Annotated in this window: 18 protein-coding genes and 5 tRNA genes; all 23 read left to right on the forward strand. The window is 33.8% G+C overall.

What is annotated here, in order from left to right; genetic code table 11:
* Window positions 1–37 precede the first annotated feature (37 nt).
* The 23 genes from ACQY6M_RS11820 to rpoB all read left to right on the forward strand — a co-directional run bounded on the left by ACQY6M_RS11820 (window position 38) and on the right by rpoB (window position 17507).
* Window positions 38–883 (forward strand): class I SAM-dependent methyltransferase, encoded by an 846-nt coding sequence (locus ACQY6M_RS11820; protein WP_428742102.1) that lies wholly within the window; start codon window positions 38–40, stop codon window positions 881–883.
* 4 nt (window positions 884–887) lie between these two features.
* The gene (locus ACQY6M_RS11825; RefSeq protein ID WP_428742103.1) at window positions 888–1115 is read left to right on the forward strand and encodes a PspC domain-containing protein; all 228 of its coding nucleotides are present in this window, start codon (window positions 888–890) and stop codon (window positions 1113–1115) included.
* Window positions 1112–2119 carry a potassium channel family protein gene (locus ACQY6M_RS11830; RefSeq protein WP_428742104.1) on the forward strand — a complete coding sequence of 336 codons (1008 nt, stop codon included), beginning with the start codon at window positions 1112–1114 and terminating at the stop codon, window positions 2117–2119. Before ACQY6M_RS11825 ends, ACQY6M_RS11830 begins: the two co-directional genes overlap by 4 nt.
* The gene (locus tag ACQY6M_RS11835) at window positions 2119–3018 is read left to right on the forward strand and encodes an SDR family oxidoreductase (protein ID WP_428742105.1); all 900 of its coding nucleotides are present in this window, start codon (window positions 2119–2121) and stop codon (window positions 3016–3018) included. The genes ACQY6M_RS11830 and ACQY6M_RS11835 overlap by 1 nt, the downstream gene beginning before the upstream one ends.
* Before the next feature lie 85 nt (window positions 3019–3103).
* On the forward strand, window positions 3104–4792 hold the full coding sequence (locus ACQY6M_RS11840) for an alanine/glycine:cation symporter family protein (RefSeq protein WP_428742106.1): 1689 nt from the start codon (window positions 3104–3106) through the stop codon (window positions 4790–4792).
* 14 nt (window positions 4793–4806) lie between these two features.
* Window positions 4807–5706: a ComEA family DNA-binding protein gene (locus ACQY6M_RS11845; protein WP_428742107.1), complete on the forward strand. Its 900-nt coding sequence runs from the start codon at window positions 4807–4809 to the stop codon at window positions 5704–5706.
* 25 nt (window positions 5707–5731) lie between these two features.
* Complete coding sequence (locus ACQY6M_RS11850) at window positions 5732–6898, forward strand: acyl-CoA dehydrogenase family protein (RefSeq protein WP_428742108.1); 1167 nt, start codon at window positions 5732–5734, stop codon at window positions 6896–6898.
* Between the two features lie 224 nt (window positions 6899–7122).
* Window positions 7123–7320 carry a 30S ribosomal protein S21 gene (gene rpsU / locus ACQY6M_RS11855; RefSeq protein ID WP_274633612.1) on the forward strand — a complete coding sequence of 66 codons (198 nt, stop codon included), beginning with the start codon at window positions 7123–7125 and terminating at the stop codon, window positions 7318–7320.
* An 84-nt stretch (window positions 7321–7404) separates the two neighbouring features.
* A complete protein-coding gene (locus tag ACQY6M_RS11860; RefSeq protein WP_428742109.1) occupies window positions 7405–8292 on the forward strand; it encodes a tyrosine-type recombinase/integrase in 888 nt (295 codons plus the stop codon).
* A gap of 13 nt (window positions 8293–8305) precedes the next feature.
* Entirely contained in the window at window positions 8306–8614 is a 309-nt protein-coding gene (gene hpf, locus ACQY6M_RS11865) for a ribosome hibernation-promoting factor, HPF/YfiA family (protein WP_428742110.1), read from the forward strand.
* A gap of 97 nt (window positions 8615–8711) precedes the next feature.
* Window positions 8712–8785, forward strand: a tRNA-Thr gene (locus ACQY6M_RS11870).
* 42 nt (window positions 8786–8827) lie between these two features.
* Window positions 8828–8910 (forward strand) — tRNA-Tyr (locus tag ACQY6M_RS11875).
* A gap of 24 nt (window positions 8911–8934) precedes the next feature.
* Window positions 8935–9007, forward strand: a tRNA-Gly gene (locus tag ACQY6M_RS11880).
* Window positions 9008–9018: 11 nt separating this feature from the next.
* Window positions 9019–9091 (forward strand) — tRNA-Thr (locus ACQY6M_RS11885).
* Window positions 9092–9166: 75 nt separating this feature from the next.
* A complete protein-coding gene (tuf, locus tag ACQY6M_RS11890; protein WP_428742111.1) occupies window positions 9167–10354 on the forward strand; it encodes an elongation factor Tu in 1188 nt (395 codons plus the stop codon).
* A gap of 58 nt (window positions 10355–10412) precedes the next feature.
* Window positions 10413–10485: transfer RNA gene (locus ACQY6M_RS11895), tRNA-Trp, on the forward strand.
* Window positions 10486–10540: 55 nt separating this feature from the next.
* Window positions 10541–10732 carry a preprotein translocase subunit SecE gene (gene secE, locus ACQY6M_RS11900; RefSeq protein ID WP_428742112.1) on the forward strand — a complete coding sequence of 64 codons (192 nt, stop codon included), beginning with the start codon at window positions 10541–10543 and terminating at the stop codon, window positions 10730–10732.
* 2 nt (window positions 10733–10734) lie between these two features.
* Window positions 10735–11283 carry a transcription termination/antitermination protein NusG gene (gene nusG, locus ACQY6M_RS11905; protein ID WP_428742524.1) on the forward strand — a complete coding sequence of 183 codons (549 nt, stop codon included), beginning with the start codon at window positions 10735–10737 and terminating at the stop codon, window positions 11281–11283.
* 64 nt (window positions 11284–11347) lie between these two features.
* Window positions 11348–11785, forward strand: coding sequence for a 50S ribosomal protein L11 (gene rplK, locus ACQY6M_RS11910; RefSeq protein WP_428742113.1), 438 nt, complete (start codon window positions 11348–11350; stop codon window positions 11783–11785).
* Window positions 11786–11805: 20 nt separating this feature from the next.
* Window positions 11806–12498 (forward strand): 50S ribosomal protein L1, encoded by a 693-nt coding sequence (rplA, locus tag ACQY6M_RS11915; protein WP_028892876.1) that lies wholly within the window; start codon window positions 11806–11808, stop codon window positions 12496–12498.
* 21 nt (window positions 12499–12519) lie between these two features.
* Window positions 12520–13038, forward strand: coding sequence for a 50S ribosomal protein L10 (gene rplJ, locus ACQY6M_RS11920; protein ID WP_428742114.1), 519 nt, complete (start codon window positions 12520–12522; stop codon window positions 13036–13038).
* Between the two features lie 49 nt (window positions 13039–13087).
* On the forward strand, window positions 13088–13462 hold the full coding sequence (gene rplL / locus ACQY6M_RS11925; RefSeq protein WP_428742115.1) for a 50S ribosomal protein L7/L12: 375 nt from the start codon (window positions 13088–13090) through the stop codon (window positions 13460–13462).
* Window positions 13463–13697: 235 nt separating this feature from the next.
* A complete protein-coding gene (gene rpoB / locus ACQY6M_RS11930; RefSeq protein WP_428742116.1) occupies window positions 13698–17507 on the forward strand; it encodes a DNA-directed RNA polymerase subunit beta in 3810 nt (1269 codons plus the stop codon).
* Window positions 17508–17544 lie beyond the last annotated feature (37 nt).

Consider the following 17544-nt stretch of genomic DNA (forward strand, 5'->3'; position numbering starts at 1 on the left):
AACAAGGGTATCTAACAAATCATATGAAATTGGTATCTTGCATGTTATCTATATAATAGTAGTGCATAAAAAGAGTATTGAAATACACGAAACAGCTTTTATTACATCAACATTCAGGTCTTTAAATGAAGATTTGAGTAGAGATGTATATGCTAAACTTTGGGGGAATTCTAGAACAGATGTTTTGGTAGAAAAGTATCTTAATCAAGTTTGTGAAGAAGAAGTTTCGGCACATTGTTTAAGAAATCGATTTTTTCTAGAAGAGATTGAAAGGTTAAAACCAGAAGTGCTTATTAATTTTGGGAGTGGTTTTAGTATGTACCCTTTTTTACTGAATGAACACGTCATTAATGTTGAAATAGACAAAAAAGAAGTAATACTTTATAAAGAGGGAAAAATTAAAGAGTTTCAAAAACAGGGAAAATTACCTAAAAGAACAATCTATTTTATAGGAGTAGATTTTAGTAAAGATTATGTTAAAGTATTGTTGGAAACACTCAAGACAATAAAAGGAAGTAAATCTTCTTTTATTTTAATAGAAGGGGTGTTGTTTTTTTTATCAAGAAAAGACACAGATAAACTTTTTGAGTTGTTTTCAAAATTACAAGAAGAAGGAGACTATGTTGGAAGTGCTTCTTTCCATAATGATTTAAAAAACACTCAAGGGTTTAAAAAATTACTCGATTTTTGCAATAATGAAATGATAAAGACTGAAGCTTCTGATTGGCAAACTATAGAAGATGATTTTTATAGAAAGAATAAGAATTATGATTTAGTGAATCATCAAGATTATTTTAGTCTTTCAGAAAAGTATGGTAATGAAGTAAAGCTAGAAAAAGATTTTATTTTAAATGAAAATTTTTATATTTTAAAAAGAAAATAGTTATATGAAGTTTATCCATTCAGTCCGACATTTTTTTGAACGCCACGGATTTAACGTATCCTCTCGATTTGCAGACCGTTTAGGTATGAGAGCAACCAATGTAAGATTGTTTTTTATTTACATATCATTCGTTACCGTTGGTTTATCGTTTGGATTGTATCTAACCTTAGCATTTTTATTGCGTTTAAAAGATATGATTTATACAAAACGAACGTCAGTTTTTGATCTATGATTATAAACACGGTACTTCAATCAAGATTATATAGAGCTATAACTTACTCCGTACTTATTGTTAGTATTGGAGTTTTGGGGTACTTATTGTTGTTTGGGTATTCATTAATAGATGCCTTGTATATGACGGTAATTACTATTAGTACAATAGGTTTTGGTGAGGTGCATCCGTTTGGTACAGGAGAAAAACTATTTACAATTGGACTTATTTTATCAAGTTTATTTGTTTTTGGGTATGCAGTGTCTTCATTTTCAGAATATTTAATTAGTGGACAATTTTTTCGTCAATTAAAAGTAAAAAAAGTGCAAAAAAAAATAGAGCAATTACAAGGACATACTATTGTTTGTGGTTATGGAAGAAATGGTAAACAAGCAATAGCAAAATTAAATAGTTACAAAAAAGAGTTTGTGGTGGTAGAAATGGATGCAAAGCTTATTAAACTACTAGATGAAGTTGAAGTGCTTAATATTGAAGGTGATGCTACTATTGATGAAACTCTGTTAAAGGCAGGTATTTTGAATGCCGAAAATTTAATTACGGCTTTACCTTCAGATGCTGATAACTTATTTGTAGTGTTGACAGCTAAACAATTGAATAAAGATTGCAAAATAATTAGCAGAGCCTCAAAAGAAACATCGTATAATAAGTTAAAGATTGCTGGAGCGGATAATGTAATTATGCCAGATAAACTAGGAGGAGCTCATATGGCATCATTAGTTGTAACTCCTGATGTTATTGAGTTCGTTGATAGATTGACAATTGAAGGAGATACGACAGCGAACTTAGAAGAAGTGGCTATAAGTGATTTGCCTGAAAAATATATTGATAAAACAATATTAGATTTAGATTTGCGAAAAAAAACAGGATGTACGGTTATTGGTTACCGTACTCCAGATAAAGAATATATTATTAATCCAGAAGCTTCGGTAAAATTAGAGGCTGGAGGAAATCTTATTGTATTAGGACGTCCTGAACAAATAAATACGCTTAGAAAGTTATTTTAATGAAGAAGGTAGTAGTAACGGGAAGTAATGGTTTGTTGGGGCAAACTTTAGTGAATTTATTATTAGAAGAGAAAAGTAAGTATCAGGTAGTAGGTTTTTCAAGAGGAGAAAATAGGAGTGGAAGGAGTGATTTTGAATATGTCTCGATTGATATTACAGATGAATTGTTGCTTTGTGAAAAGTTATCTGAGTATACCCCTGATGTTATTGTAAATACAGCAGCAATGACAAATGTAGATACTTGTGAAGTTGAAAAAGAAGCTTGCAACGCATTGAATATTGATGTAGTTCAATATCTTAAAAACTATTCAGAAGAAAACAATACACATTTAATTCATATTTCAACCGATTTTATTTTTGATGGAAAAAAAGGATTGTATAAAGAAACAGATATTCCTAAGCCTTTGAGTCACTATGGATGGTCTAAGTTGAAATCTGAAGAAATCTTAACAAAGTCTACTATTGATTATACTATCCTTCGAACTATTTTAGTATATGGTAAGGTATATGATATGTCTCGTGATAATATTGTATTATGGGTGAAAAAGTCTTTAGAAGAAGGAAAAGAAATTACGATAGTTAACGACCAATATCGTATGCCGACTTATGTTGAAGATTTAGCTCTAGCTTGTAAGCTGGCTATAGATAAAAAAGCAAAAGGAATTTTTAATGTTTCTTCAAATGAGTTGTTAAGTATTTATGAAATAGCGCAACAAATAGCAGTAACTTTTGGGTTAGATAAGAGTTTAATTAAACCCATTTCTACAAGTACCTTAAATCAAAAAGCACCACGTCCTTCAAAAACAGGATTCGATTTGAAGAAAACAAGAGAAGAGCTGGGGTTGTCTCCAAAATCATTTGAGGAAGATTTACAAAAATTTAAAGAAAAGCTAATATAAAACTAGATTTAACAACTAAAACTTGTCGAGAGTACATTTTTTTATGATATTGCGGGCTGCAAATTCAAAAATCTAACACAATATTATGAATAAAAAACTACTTACATTGTTGTTATTAATAACACCGATGTTCACTTTCGCACAAGAAAAAGGTTTGGATAAACAAATCGATGAAGCTTTTAAACCAATTTCTGACTTCTTTAGCGGTTTGATCTTCTTTACAGTATTTGATACTCCTTTTGTGTTGATTTTGTTGGTGACAAGTGCTGCTTTTTTTACGATTTATTTTGGGTTTCCAAACTTTCGTTACTTCATTACAGCTATTAATGTAGTTAGAGGAAAGTATGAAGATATAGAAAAACATGGAGCTCAAATACTATATGGAGAGGAAGGAATCGCGAAGGGAGTGGATATGAATGAGGTAGATGATATTGAAGAGCATATAGAAAATTTAGAGCAGATACATAGTGATTTAGAAATCGATGGAGATATAAAAGAGACTATTAGAGATGAAAGCCATGATGGAGAAGTATCTCACTTTCAAGCCCTAGCTACAGCAGTTTCAGGTACAGTAGGAAATGGTAATATTGCAGGGGTTGCATTGGCAATTGCATTAGGAGGTCCTGGAGCAACTTTTTGGATGGTAGTTTGTGGTTTGTTGGGTATGTCAACAAAATTTGTTGAATGTACATTAGGGGTTCATTATCGTGATGTAGGTGAAGATGGTACAGTATACGGAGGACCTATGTATTATTTAACAAAAGGGTTAAAAGAAAAAGGATTTAAAACTTTAGGTAAAATAGCTGCAGCAGCATTTGCAGTTTTTTGTATTGGAGGTTCTTTTGGTGGTGGTAACGCAGCACAATCTAACCAAGCAACAATTGTAATAAAAGAATTACTAGGTTTAGAAAGTACTGCGGCTGGAGCCATTATAGGAGTTGTATTGGCAGCATTAGTAGGAATTATTATTATTGGAGGAATTAAAAGAATTGCTTCTGTAACAGAAAAAGTAGTTCCATTTATGGCGTTATTATATTTATTAGCCTGTTTTTATATTTTAGGGATTAACTTTTCATTAATTGATGATGCGATTTCTTTAATTTTTAGTGAAGCATTCAAACCAACTGCTATAGGTGTAGGAGGTCTAATAGGTGTTTTATTAGTTGGGTTTAAAAGAGCAGCTTTCTCTAACGAAGCAGGAGCAGGTTCAGCATCAATTGCGCACTCGGCAGTAAAAACAAAATATTCCGCATCAGAAGGATTAGTGGCATTATTAGAGCCATTTATCGATACAGTATTAATATGTACAATGACGGCTTTGGTAATTATTATTTTCAACTTCGGAGGAGCATTTGAATATGGAGGTGATGGTACAGGGTCTGTATTTATTGATGGAGTAGCGTATGAAGGAGCAGGAATTACTTCAAAAGCATTTGCAGCATATATTCCGTTTTCAAATGTATTTTTAACAGTGGCAGTAGTATTATTCGCTGTGTCTACAATGATTTCATGGTCATATTACGGATTACAATCATGGAAATTCTTATTTGGTAGAGGTAAAAAAGCAGATTTAACATATAAAATTTTATTCTTAACTTTCGTAGTAATTGGAGCAGCTGCAAGTATGAAGTCTATTTGGGATTTTTCAGATGCAATGATTTTTGCGATGGTATTCCCAAACATGGTAGGTTTATATTTGTTGATGCCAGTGGTTAAAAAGCAATTAAAAAGGTATTTGGATGCTATTAACCTTAAAAAGGAAGCAGTGGAATAATAAACAAAATTATAATGAAAATATTTAAATCCCATTTCTGGTACAACAAACGCCAAAGAAATGGGATTTTCTTTTTGTTGTTACTAATTGTAATAATGCAGTACATATATGTTTATGTTAATTTTTCTTCAAATGAAGAAGAGAGTATAAAAACTACTGAGTTAATAACACTTCAAAATCAGATAGACAGTTTAAAAGTAATTGAACTTAAAAAAAGAACCCAAAAACTCTATCCTTTCAATCCAAATTATATAACCGATTTTAAAGGATACCACTTAGGAATGTCTCTTAATGAAATAGATAGACTACACAAGTATAGAAAACAGAACAAGTTTGTGAATTCTGCGGGTGAATTTCAACAAATAACAAAAGTATCTGATAGTTTATTAGAGGCAATTTCTCCGTATTTTAAATTTCCAGATTGGGTGGTAAAAAGACAAAATAAAAAGAAAACTAAAGTAGTAGAATCTACTTTGGGTGAAAAGCATATATATAATAAGGTATATAAAATTTCTACTAATGATATTAATAAAGCTACACAACAGGATTTAGAAAGTGTAAATGGAATAGGAGAGGTGCTTGCTGCTAGAATTATAAAATATCGAAATAAATTACAAGGTTATTTATTTCCTTCACAGCTGTATGAGGTTTGGGGCTTGGATAAAGAAACAGCAAATCGTGTTTTACAAGCCTTTAAAATTATTGAAAAACCTAGCATTAAAAAAGTAAATGTAAATACAGCTACTTTTAAAGAAGTATTGAAAAATCCGTATATCAATTATGAGTTGTGTAAAAAGATTTTTGAGTACCGAGATGAGGTAGCAGAGCTTCAAAATATTTCAGAATTAAGAAACATTAAGGATTTTCCTTTAGATAAATACGATAGAATAGTTATATATTTGGAAGCAAAATAACAAACAACAAACAATTATAGAACCAATGAACAGTATGTATTTTACTGAAGAGCACGAGTCTTTTCGTCAGAGTTTTAGAGATTTTTTACAAAAAGAGGTTGTTCCGCATATAGATAAATGGGAAAAAGAAGGAACTGTTGAACGTTTTATCTGGAAGAAATTCGGTGAAATGGGATACTTTGGTTTAAATCAACCAGAAGAATATGGAGGATTAGGTTTAGACCTTTTCTATACAGTAATCTTTTTAGAAGAATTACAAAAAATAAACTCAGGAGGTTTTGCGGCTAACATGTGGGCACATGCTTATTTAGCAATGACGCATGTAAATAAAGAAGGAGACGATCGTATAAAAAGAGAATACTTAACACCAAGTATTGAAGGAGATAAAATAGGGTGTTTGTGTATCACTGAGCCTTTTGGAGGGAGTGATGTTGCAGGAATGCGAACTACTGCAATTAAGAAAGGAGATACTTATGTGCTTAATGGATCAAAAACATTTATCACTAACGGAGTGTATTCAGATTATTTAGTAGTAGCTGCTAAAACAAATCCAGAAGATAAGCATAGAGGAATGAGTATTTTTATTGTAGATAGAGATACTCCAGGAATTTCATCAACTAAATTAGATAAGTTAGGTTGGAGAGCTTCAGATACTGCAGAAATAGCTTTTGATAATGTGGTAATTCCTGCTGAAAACTTAATGGGAGAAGAAGGTAAAGGGTTTCCTTATATCATGCAACATTTTGCATTAGAACGTTTGGTTATGGGAATCAATGCACATGCGCGTGCAGAATATGCAGTTGACTATGCAGTGCAGTACATGAGCGAACGACAAGCATTCGGAAAAACATTAGATAAGTTTCAAGCCTTGCGACATAAAGTTGCTGAAATGGCGAGTAGAGTAGATATGTGTAAAGAGTACAACTATTCTATAGCAAAACGATTAAACGATGGTGTTTATGTTGTTAAAGAAGCAAGTATGAGTAAGTTGTTGTCTACAAAAATGGCAGATGAGGTAATTTATGATGCATTGCAATTATTAGGAGGTTATGGGTATATGGAAGAATATCCTATGGCGCGTTTACTTCGCGATAGCCGTTTAGGGCCAATCGGAGGAGGAACATCTGAAATCTTAAAAGAGATTATCGCAAAAATGGTAATAGATAAAAAGGAGTATAAACCAGCGACATAGAATTGTTTAAAAATATTAAAGTAATAAATCCTGTTTTTAGTAGCAGGATTTATTATTTAGAGTGTTTTTTTAAAGAAAAACCGATTAAAAAATAATTTGAATTTAAATAATACTTTGTATCTTTGCGGTCCAAATAAATAAAAAAAACATAATCTTCTGATATACTGTGTTTTATCGAAAGATTTTAAAATATAGAAAACTACAATGAAAGGAGGTGCAAAAACATGTTAATCATTCCAGTTAAAGAAGGAGAGAATATCGATAGAGCGTTAAAACGTTATAAGCGTAAATTTGATCGTACAAAAACGATGAAGCAACTACGTAACAGAAAGCAATTTACAAAGCCATCTGTAGCTAAACGTGCTCAAATGATTAAAGCATCTTACGTTCAGAAGTTAAGAACTCAAGAAGAAGTAGGATAGTATTTATCCTTAATTGTATAAAAAACCTGTGTTGATTTCAATACAGGTTTTTTTTGTACCTTCATTTTACTAAATAAAAGATATATGCTTATAGAAGCTTTTTTAGAATACCTAGAGTTTGAAAAGAACTATTCGAAACATACTATACAGGCATACAAAACAGATTTAATGGCATTTAAAGATTTTTGTGAAGTTGAATATGATCAAAAAGAATTGGCTGAGATTCACTATAACCAAATAAGAACATGGATCGTTAGTTTGGTTAACAATGGAGTTTCAAATAGAAGTGTGAATCGAAAGGTAAGTTCGTTAAAATCGTTTTATAAATTTTTGCAAAAGATAGGAGAGGTAACTATCAATCCATTGTCAAGTCATAAAGCATTAAAAACTCAAAAAAAGCTACAAACACCATTTGAGCAAAAAGAAATAGAAGAGGTGCTAAAATTGATTAATGATGAATCTGATTTTGTTTCTGTAAGAAACCGATTAATAGTAGAAATGCTATATTCAACAGGAATACGAAGAATTGAGTTAATTAATATCAAGGAAAAGGATATTGATTTTGGAAAGAAAGCGATAAAGGTATTAGGGAAAAGAAATAAAGAAAGATATGTAACTGTTTTACCTTCCGTATATAAAACAATGGAAGAATATTTAGAGCTAAAAAAAGCATATCAAAAAGAGAATGTTGAAGAATTATTGATAACAGAAAAAGGAGTTAAAATTTATGAAACTCTTGTTTACCGAATAATAAATTTGTACTTTAGTAGGGTGTCCACAAAAGTGAAAAAGAGCCCACATATTCTAAGGCACGCTTTTGCTACACATCTACTTAATAACGGTGCGTCGTTAAATTCGGTTAAAGAATTACTAGGGCATTCAAGTTTAGCCTCTACCCAAGTCTATACGCATAATAGCTTGGAGCAAATAAAAAAAGTGTATAATAAGGCTCACCCTAGAGAGTCGACCTAAAGATTGAAGAATTATGAAGGTATTCACGCAGTCAGTAAATTTCTCAGCAGACAAAAAATTAATAGATTTTATTGAGAAAAAAGTAGGGGGATTAGAAAAGTTTCACGACAAAATTGTTGATGCAGAAGTGTTTTTAAAAGTGCAGAAAACGAGTGAAAAAGAAAACAAAATTACGGAGATAAAAATCAATATTCCAGGGAATGAGTTGATTGTAAAAAAGCAATGTAAAACCTTTGAAGAAGGAGTTAGTATGTCGGTAGAATCGTTGAAAAGACAGTTACGAAGATCGAAAGAAAAAATAAAGGATGCTTTGGTGTCATAAAAACATAAAAAATAATTGAAAAAAGTTTTAGAAATTCAAAATAACTTTTTACATTTGCAGTCCGTTAGAAATAGCGGATTGTTTTTTTATAGCAATTGCCGATGTAGCTCAGCTGGCTAGAGCAGCTGATTTGTAATCAGCAGGTCGTGGGTTCGAGTCCCTCCATCGGCTCTAAAAGAACAAAAGTTCATTAAAATTTTGATTTAAGATTTTGGGGAGATTCCAGAGCGGCCAAATGGGACGGACTGTAACTCCGTTGTCTTACGACTTCGCAGGTTCGAATCCTGCTCTCCCCACTAAAATCTTAAACTAGCAAAATTGCGGGAGTAGCTCAGTTGGTAGAGCGTCAGCCTTCCAAGCTGAATGTCGCCGGTTCGAACCCGGTCTCCCGCTCTAAATTCGTTGCCGACATAGCTCAGTTGGTAGAGCGCATCCTTGGTAGGGATGAGGTCACGGGTTCAAATCCCGTTGTTGGCTCTATTTTAGAGTTTATTTGACAAGAGTTTTAAAATAACACTAAATATATTTAACTAAGAATTAAAATTAATAATCATGGCAAAAGGAACTTATGATCGTTCGAAACCGCACTTAAATGTAGGTACTATTGGTCACGTAGATCACGGTAAAACTACTTTAACTGCTGCAATTACAAAAGTTTTAGCAGATGCAGGATATTCTGAGCAAAGAGCTTTTGATCAAATCGATAACGCTCCAGAAGAAAAAGAAAGAGGTATTACAATTAACTCTTCTCACGTAGAGTACGCAACAGCTAACCGTCACTACGCACACGTTGACTGTCCAGGTCACGCCGATTACGTAAAGAACATGGTAACTGGAGCTGCACAAATGGATGGAGCTATCTTAGTAGTTGCTGCTACAGATGGTCCAATGCCACAAACTCGTGAGCACATCTTATTAGGTCGTCAGGTAGGTATTCCACGTATCGTTGTTTTCTTAAACAAAGTTGATATGGTTGATGATGAGGAGTTATTAGAGTTAGTAGAGATGGAAGTAAGAGATTTATTATCTTTCTATGATTACGATGGAGATAATGGTCCTGTTATTGCTGGTTCTGCTTTAGGTGCTTTAAACGGAGAGCAAAAGTGGGTTGATACAGTTTTAGAATTAATGGAAGCTGTGGATACTTGGATCGAAGAGCCACCAAGAGATACTGAAAAGCCATTCTTAATGCCAATCGAAGATGTATTCTCTATTACTGGTCGTGGTACTGTAGCAACAGGACGTATCGAAACTGGTATCATCAACACTGGAGATCCTGTAGAGATCATCGGTATGGGTGACGAGAAATTAACTTCTACTGTAACTGGTATCGAAATGTTCCGTCAAATCTTAGATAGAGGTGAAGCTGGAGATAACGCAGGTATCTTATTAAGAGGTATTGCAAAAGAAGATATCAAGAGAGGTATGGTAATCTGTAAGCCAGGTTCAATTACTCCACACGCTAAGTTTAAAGCTGAGGTATATATCTTAAAGAAAGAAGAAGGTGGACGTCACACTCCATTCCACAACAACTACCGTCCACAGTTCTACGTACGTACAACTGACGTAACTGGTAACATCAACTTACCTGATGGAGTAGAAATGGTAATGCCAGGTGATAACTTAACTATTACTGTAGACTTAATCCAACCAATCGCATTAAACGTTGGTTTACAATTCGCTATCCGTGAAGGAGGTAGAACTGTAGGAGCTGGTCAGGTAACTGAAATTTTAGACTAATTATAGTTTAATTATAAATTATAAGGAGTCTCCTTATTAGTGAGACTCCTTTATAAATACGGGTTTAGCTCAGTTGGTAGAGCACTGGTCTCCAAAACCAGGTGTCGGGAGTTCGAGTCTCTCAACCCGTGCAAAAAAAACTAAAACGAGTTGTGGTTTTTCCGCAGCTCGTTAAACGGATAAAATATGAGTAACTTTATACAATACATTAAAGGTTCTTTTGAAGAATTAAATACCAATATGACATGGGTTTCTCGTGAAGAAGCACAAAAGTCTACTGTGGTAGTTGCAGCATTTACAATTGTTTTTGCTTTAGCTGTAGCTGCTATAGATAAGGTTTTTCAAGCGGGGTTAGATAACTTCTTTAAAATGTTTTAATGATGGCTGAGTCGGTGATGAAATGGTATGTGGTTAGAGCTATTGGAGGTCAAGAAAATAAGGTAAAAACTTATATCGAGACTGAGATTGCTCGTCATGGGTTGTCTGATTATGTAAACCAAGTAATCGTTCCAACAGAAAAAGTTATTCAAGTAAGAAACGGAAAGAAAATAAACAGAGAGAGAGTTTATTTTCCTGGTTATGTAATGGTAGAAGCTAATTTAGCTGGAGAAGTTCCTCACGTAATTAGATCCGTAACAGGAGTTATTGGGTTTTTAGGTGAAACTAAAGGAGGTGATCCTGTACCAATGCGTAAATCAGAAGTAAACAGAATGTTAGGTAAGGTTGATGAACTTTCTGTTAGAGATGAAAACGTTGCAATTCCTTATTCAGTTGGTGAAACTGTAAAAGTAATTGACGGGCCTTTCAACGGATTCGATGGAACAGTTGAAAAGGTTAACGAAGAAAAGCGTAAGTTAGAAGTAATGGTTAAGATTTTTGGAAGAAAAACACCATTAGAACTAAATTACATGCAAGTAGAGAAAATATAATTGTTACACCTATATTTTGGTGTGTTTAAGCTTCCAATTTAAGCACATCGTTAAATCTTAAACAATGGCAAAAGAAGTAAGTAAATTAGTAAAACTACAAGTAAGGGGAGGTGCAGCGAATCCGTCGCCACCAGTTGGACCCGCTTTAGGTGCTGCCGGTGTTAACATCATGGAGTTCTGTAAGCAATTTAATGCTCGTACACAGGACAAACAAGGTAAAGTATTACCTGTTGTTATTACGGTTTATACAGACAAATCTTTCGAGTTTGTTGTAAAAACTCCACCAGCTGCAGTACAATTAATGGAAGCGGCCAAAATTAAGAAAGGTTCAGGTGAGCCTAATAGAAAGAAAGTAGCAAGCGTTTCTTGGGATGAAATTCGTGGAATTGCAGAAGACAAAATGGCAGATATGAATGCCTTTGAAGTTGAGTCTGCAATGAGAATGATTGCCGGAACAGCTCGTTCTATGGGATTAACAGTAACAGGTGATGCTCCTGCATAAACTTAAAAGAGATTTAGAAAATGGCAAGATTGACTAAAAAACAAAAAGAGGCTCGTGCTAAAGTAGATAGCTCTAAAGTTTATAATTTAAGTGAAGCATCAGCTTTAGTTAAAGAAATTACAAACGTAAAATTTGATGCATCTGTTGATTTAGCAGTACGTTTAGGAGTAGATCCTCGTAAAGCTAACCAAATGGTACGTGGAGTTGTAACATTACCTCACGGAACTGGTAAAGATGTAAAAGTTTTAGCATTAGTTACTCCAGATAAAGAAGCAGAAGCTAAAGAAGCAGGTGCTGATTATGTTGGATTAGATGAGTACCTTCAAAAAATTAAAGGAGGTTGGACTGATGTTGACGTTATTATTACTATGCCTTCAGTAATGGGTAAATTAGGTCCTTTAGGACGTGTATTAGGTCCTCGTGGTTTAATGCCAAACCCAAAAACAGGTACAGTAACTATGGATGTTGCAAAAGCAGTACAAGAAGTAAAAGCGGGTAAAATCGACTTTAAAGTAGATAAAACTGGTATTGTACACGCTGCAATCGGAAAAGCATCTTTCGATGCTGCTAAGATTACAGAAAATGCAAACGAGTTAATTCAAACATTAATTAAATTAAAGCCAACAGCGGCTAAAGGAACTTATATTAAGAGTATCTTTATTTCTTCTACTATGAGTCCTAGTGTTGCTGTAGATGTTAAAACAGTATCGTAAGGCAGTTAAAACTTTTTAATTATGACTAGAGAGGAAAAATCACAAGTAATACAAGATTTAACAGCACAATTAGCAGATACTAGCACCATCTATTTAGCAGATATTTCTGGTTTAGATGCAGCTACCACATCTAACTTACGTAGAGCTTGTTTCAAAGCTAACGTACAATTGGCTGTTGTTAAAAATACATTGCTTTCTAAAGCAATGGAAGCTTCTGATAAAGATTTTGGAGAGTTACCAGACGTATTAAAAGGTAATACTTCAATGTTAATTGCTGAGGCTGCGAATGCACCAGCAAAAGTTATCAAAGAGTTCAGAAAAAAATCAAAAGATCGTCCTTTATTAAAAGGAGCGTATGTTGAGGAGGCAGTTTATATTGGAGATGAACAATTAGACGCTCTTGTTAACATTAAATCTAGAGAAGAACTTATTGGAGATATTATTACGTTATTACAATCTCCTGCTAAGAATGTTGTTTCAGCATTACAATCAGGTGGTGGTAAATTATCAGGTATCTTAAAGACATTATCAGAAAAATAATTTCGCGCACTAATAAACTAAAATAATAAAATTTTTAAAAACAATTAAAATGGCAGATTTAAAAGATTTCGCAGAACAATTAGTTAACTTAACAGTAAAAGAAGTTAATGAATTAGCTGATATTTTAAAAGAAGAGTATGGTATTGAGCCAGCAGCAGCAGCTGTAGCAGTAGCAGGTCCAGTAGCAGGTGGTGGAGATGCAGCTGAAGAAAAAACTGAATTTGATGTAATCTTAAAAGCAGCAGGTGCTTCTAAATTAGCAGTTGTAAAGTTAGTTAAAGAATTAACTGGATTAGGATTAAAAGAAGCTAAAGAAATCGTTGATAGCGCACCAGCACCAGTAAAAGAAGGAATCTCTAAAGATGAGGCAGAAGGTCTTAAAAAATCTTTAGAAGAAGCAGGAGCTGAGGTAGAGCTTAAGTAAGCTATACTCCCGATTTAAAACGGGGAAAAACAATTAAGGTTTAGGTACTAAAAACACATGTTTTTAGGCCTAAACCATTTTGTGTATATATTCGTTCTTTATTTTCACAATATATTTTATTGTGTTTTTACGATTATAAAGTGCTGATTTTTAATCAGTAAAAAGCAATTAAAATTGCAGTATTGAAACAACAAAGTTTCAAAAATAATATTTTTAATTAAAAATAGCATCTCTTTTGGCAACGATAAATACTACTGAAAGAATTAACTTCGCATCATCGCAGTTAGGAGCTGATTATCCAGATTTTTTAGATATTCAGGTAAAATCTTTCCAAGATTTTTTCCAACTGCAAACTAAAGCTGAGGAGCGAGGTGAAGAAGGTTTGTATAAAACCTTTATGGATAACTTCCCGATTACAGATACCCGTAATCAATTTGTATTAGAATTTTTAGACTATTTTGTTGACCCGCCAAGATATAGCATTCAAGAATGTATAGAGCGTGGATTAACTTATAGTGTACCTTTAAAAGCACGTTTAAAATTATATTGTACTGACCCTGAACACGAAGATTTCGAAACCATCGTTCAAGATGTATATTTAGGTACAATTCCTTATATGACAAACTCTGGAACCTTTATTATTAATGGGGCAGAAAGAGTTGTGGTATCACAATTACACCGTTCACCAGGTGTATTCTTTGGGCAATCTTTCCATGCAAACGGAACCAAATTATACTCTGCAAGAGTTATTCCATTTAAAGGTTCTTGGATAGAATTTGCTACCGATATCAATCAAGTAATGTATGCTTATATTGATAGAAAGAAAAAATTACCAGTAACAACATTATTCAGAGCCATAGGTTTTGAAAGAGATAAAGATATTTTAGAAATCTTTGATTTAGCTGAAGAAGTAAAAGTATCTAAAGCAGGATTAAAGAAAGTATTAGGGCGTAAATTAGCGGCGAGAGTATTAAAGACTTGGCACGAAGATTTCGTAGACGAAGATACTGGAGAAGTAGTATCAATTGAGCGTAACGAAATTATTTATGACCGTGATACTATTATAGAAAAAGACGATATTGATGAAATAATCGAATCTGGAGCAAAAACTATCTTATTACACAAAGAAGATAATCAGCAAGCAGATTATGCCATCATCCATAATACATTACAAAAAGATCCTACAAACTCTGAAAAAGAGGCAGTAGAACATATATATAGACAGTTACGTAATGCTGAACCGCCAGACGAGGAAACTGCAAGAGGAATTATTGAAAAATTATTCTTCTCAGAGCAACGTTATAGTTTAGGTGAAGTAGGACGTTTTAGAATGAATACTAAACTTGGTTTAGATGAAGATTTAGATCAAAAAGTATTAACAAAGACTGATATCATTACTATTATTAAGTATTTAATTGAGTTAATCAATTCAAAGGCTGAAGTAGATGATATCGATCACTTATCTAACCGTCGTGTTAGAACTGTTGGTGAGCAATTAGCAGGTCAATTTGGTGTAGGTTTAGCTCGTATGGCACGTACTATTCGTGAAAGAATGAACGTTCGTGATAATGAGGTATTTACTCCAATCGACTTAATTAACGCTAAGACTTTATCTTCAGTAATTAACTCTTTCTTTGGTACTAACCAGTTATCTCAGTTCATGGATCAAACAAACCCATTAGCAGAGATTACTCATAAGCGTCGTTTATCGGCATTAGGACCAGGAGGTTTATCGCGTGAAAGAGCAGGTTTCGAGGTCCGTGACGTTCACTATACACACTATGGTCGTTTATGTCCTATCGAAACTCCTGAAGGACCAAACATTGGACTTATTTCTTCTTTAGCAGTATACGCTAAAGTAAACAGTATGGGATTCATTGAAACACCATATAAGAAAGTAGCTGATGGTTCAGTTTCTCCAGAAGAACCTATTTATTTAAGTGCTGAGGAGGAAGAAGGAATGAAGATTGCTCAATCTAACTTACCAGTAGCAAAAGATGGTAAGATTGAAACAGATAGAGTTATTGCTCGTGAAGAAGGAGATTTCCCAGTTGAAAGCCCAGAAGCAATTAATTATATGGACGTTGCTCCAAACCAAATCGCTTCTATTTCAGCATCGTTAATTCCTTTCTTAGAGCATGATGATGCGAACCGTGCATTGATGGGATCGAACATGATGCGTCAAGCTGTTCCATTATTACGTCCAGAATCTCCAATCGTAGGTACTGGTTTAGAGCGTAGAGTAGCAAAAGACTCTCGTATCTTAATCAACGCTGAAGGAGCTGGAGTTGTTGAGTATGTAGATGCTAACAAAATTACAATTAAGTACGATAGAACTGAAGAAGAGCGCATGGTAAGCTTTGACCCAGATGAGAGATCGTATGACTTAATTAAATTTAGAAAAACCAACCAAGGTACAAACATCAACTTAAAACCAATTGTAAAAGTAGGTGATAGAGTTGAAGAAGGACAAGTACTTTGTGAAGGTTATGCAACACAAAAAGGAGAATTAGCTTTAGGTAGAAACATGAAAGTAGCCTTTATGCCTTGGAAAGGGTATAACTTCGAGGATGCGATTGTGATTTCTGAAAAAGTTGTTCGTGAAGATATCTTTACTTCTATCCACATTGATGAATATTCGTTAGATGTTCGTGATACGAAGTTAGGAGCAGAGGAGTTAACAAACGATATTCCTAACGTTTCAGAAGAGGCTACTAAAGACTTAGATGAAAACGGTATGATTCGTATTGGAGCAGAGGTAAATCCTGGTGACATCTTAATTGGTAAGATTACACCTAAAGGAGAATCTGATCCAACTCCAGAAGAAAAGTTATTACGTGCCATTTTTGGTGATAAAGCAGGTGATGTAAAAGACGCATCATTAAAAGCTTCTCCATCATTAAGAGGGGTTGTAATTAACAAGAAATTATTTAAACGTGCAGTAAAAGATAAGAATAAGCGTGCTCGCGATAAGGAAGCTATTGCTAAATTAGAAGCATCTTATGTATCTAAATTTGAAACGTTAAAAGAAACTTTAGTAGAAAAATTATTCAACTTAGTATCAGGTAAAACTTCTCAAGGAGTGTATAACGATTTAGGAGAAGAAGTATTACCAAAAGGTAAAAAGTTCACTCAAAAAATGTTAAACTCTGTTGAAGACTTTACACATTTAAATGGAGTTTGGACTACTGATAAAGAGTTGAACGATTTAGTTGTAGAATTAGTTCACAACTATAAGATTAAAGTAAATGATTTACAAGGTATTTTACGTCGTGAGAAATTCACTATTTCTGTAGGAGACGAATTACCAGCAGGAATCTTAAAGCTTGCTAAAATTTATGTTGCTAAAAAACGTAAATTAAAAGTAGGAGATAAGATGGCAGGACGTCACGGAAACAAAGGTATTGTTGCACGTATTGTACGTCAAGAAGACATGCCTTTCTTAGAAGACGGAACCCCAGTAGACATCGTATTGAACCCATTAGGGGTACCATCGCGTATGAACATTGGTCAGATTTATGAAACTGTTCTTGGTTGGGCAGGTCAAAAATTAGGTCAAAAATACGCAACTCCAATTTTTGATGGGGCTTCTTTAGATGAGATTAATAAATTAACAGACGAAGCAGGTATTCCAAGATTCGGTCATACATACTTATATGACGGAGGTACAGGTAAGCGTTTTGACCAACCAGCAACAGTAGGGGTAATTTATATGATTAAGTTAGGTCACATGATTGAAGATAAGATGCATGCGCGTTCTATCGGACCTTACTCATTAATTACACAACAACCATTAGGAGGTAAAGCTCAGTTTGGAGGTCAGCGTTTTGGAGAGATGGAAGTTTGGGCACTTGAAGCATATGGTGCATCAAGTATCTTACGTGAAATCTTAACTGTTAAGTCTGATGACGTATTAGGTAGAGCTAAAACTTACGAAAGTATTGTTAAAGGAGAGGCTATGCCAGAACCAGGTTTACCAGAATCATTTAACGTATTAATGCACGAACTTAAAGGTTTAGGATTAGACGTTAAATTAGAAGAATAATCACAGTGAAATGTCTCAGAGTTTTGGCTCTGAGACA

This window comes from Tenacibaculum sp., assembly GCF_050290165.1.
In the GTDB taxonomy this organism is placed as follows: domain Bacteria; phylum Bacteroidota; class Bacteroidia; order Flavobacteriales; family Flavobacteriaceae; genus Polaribacter.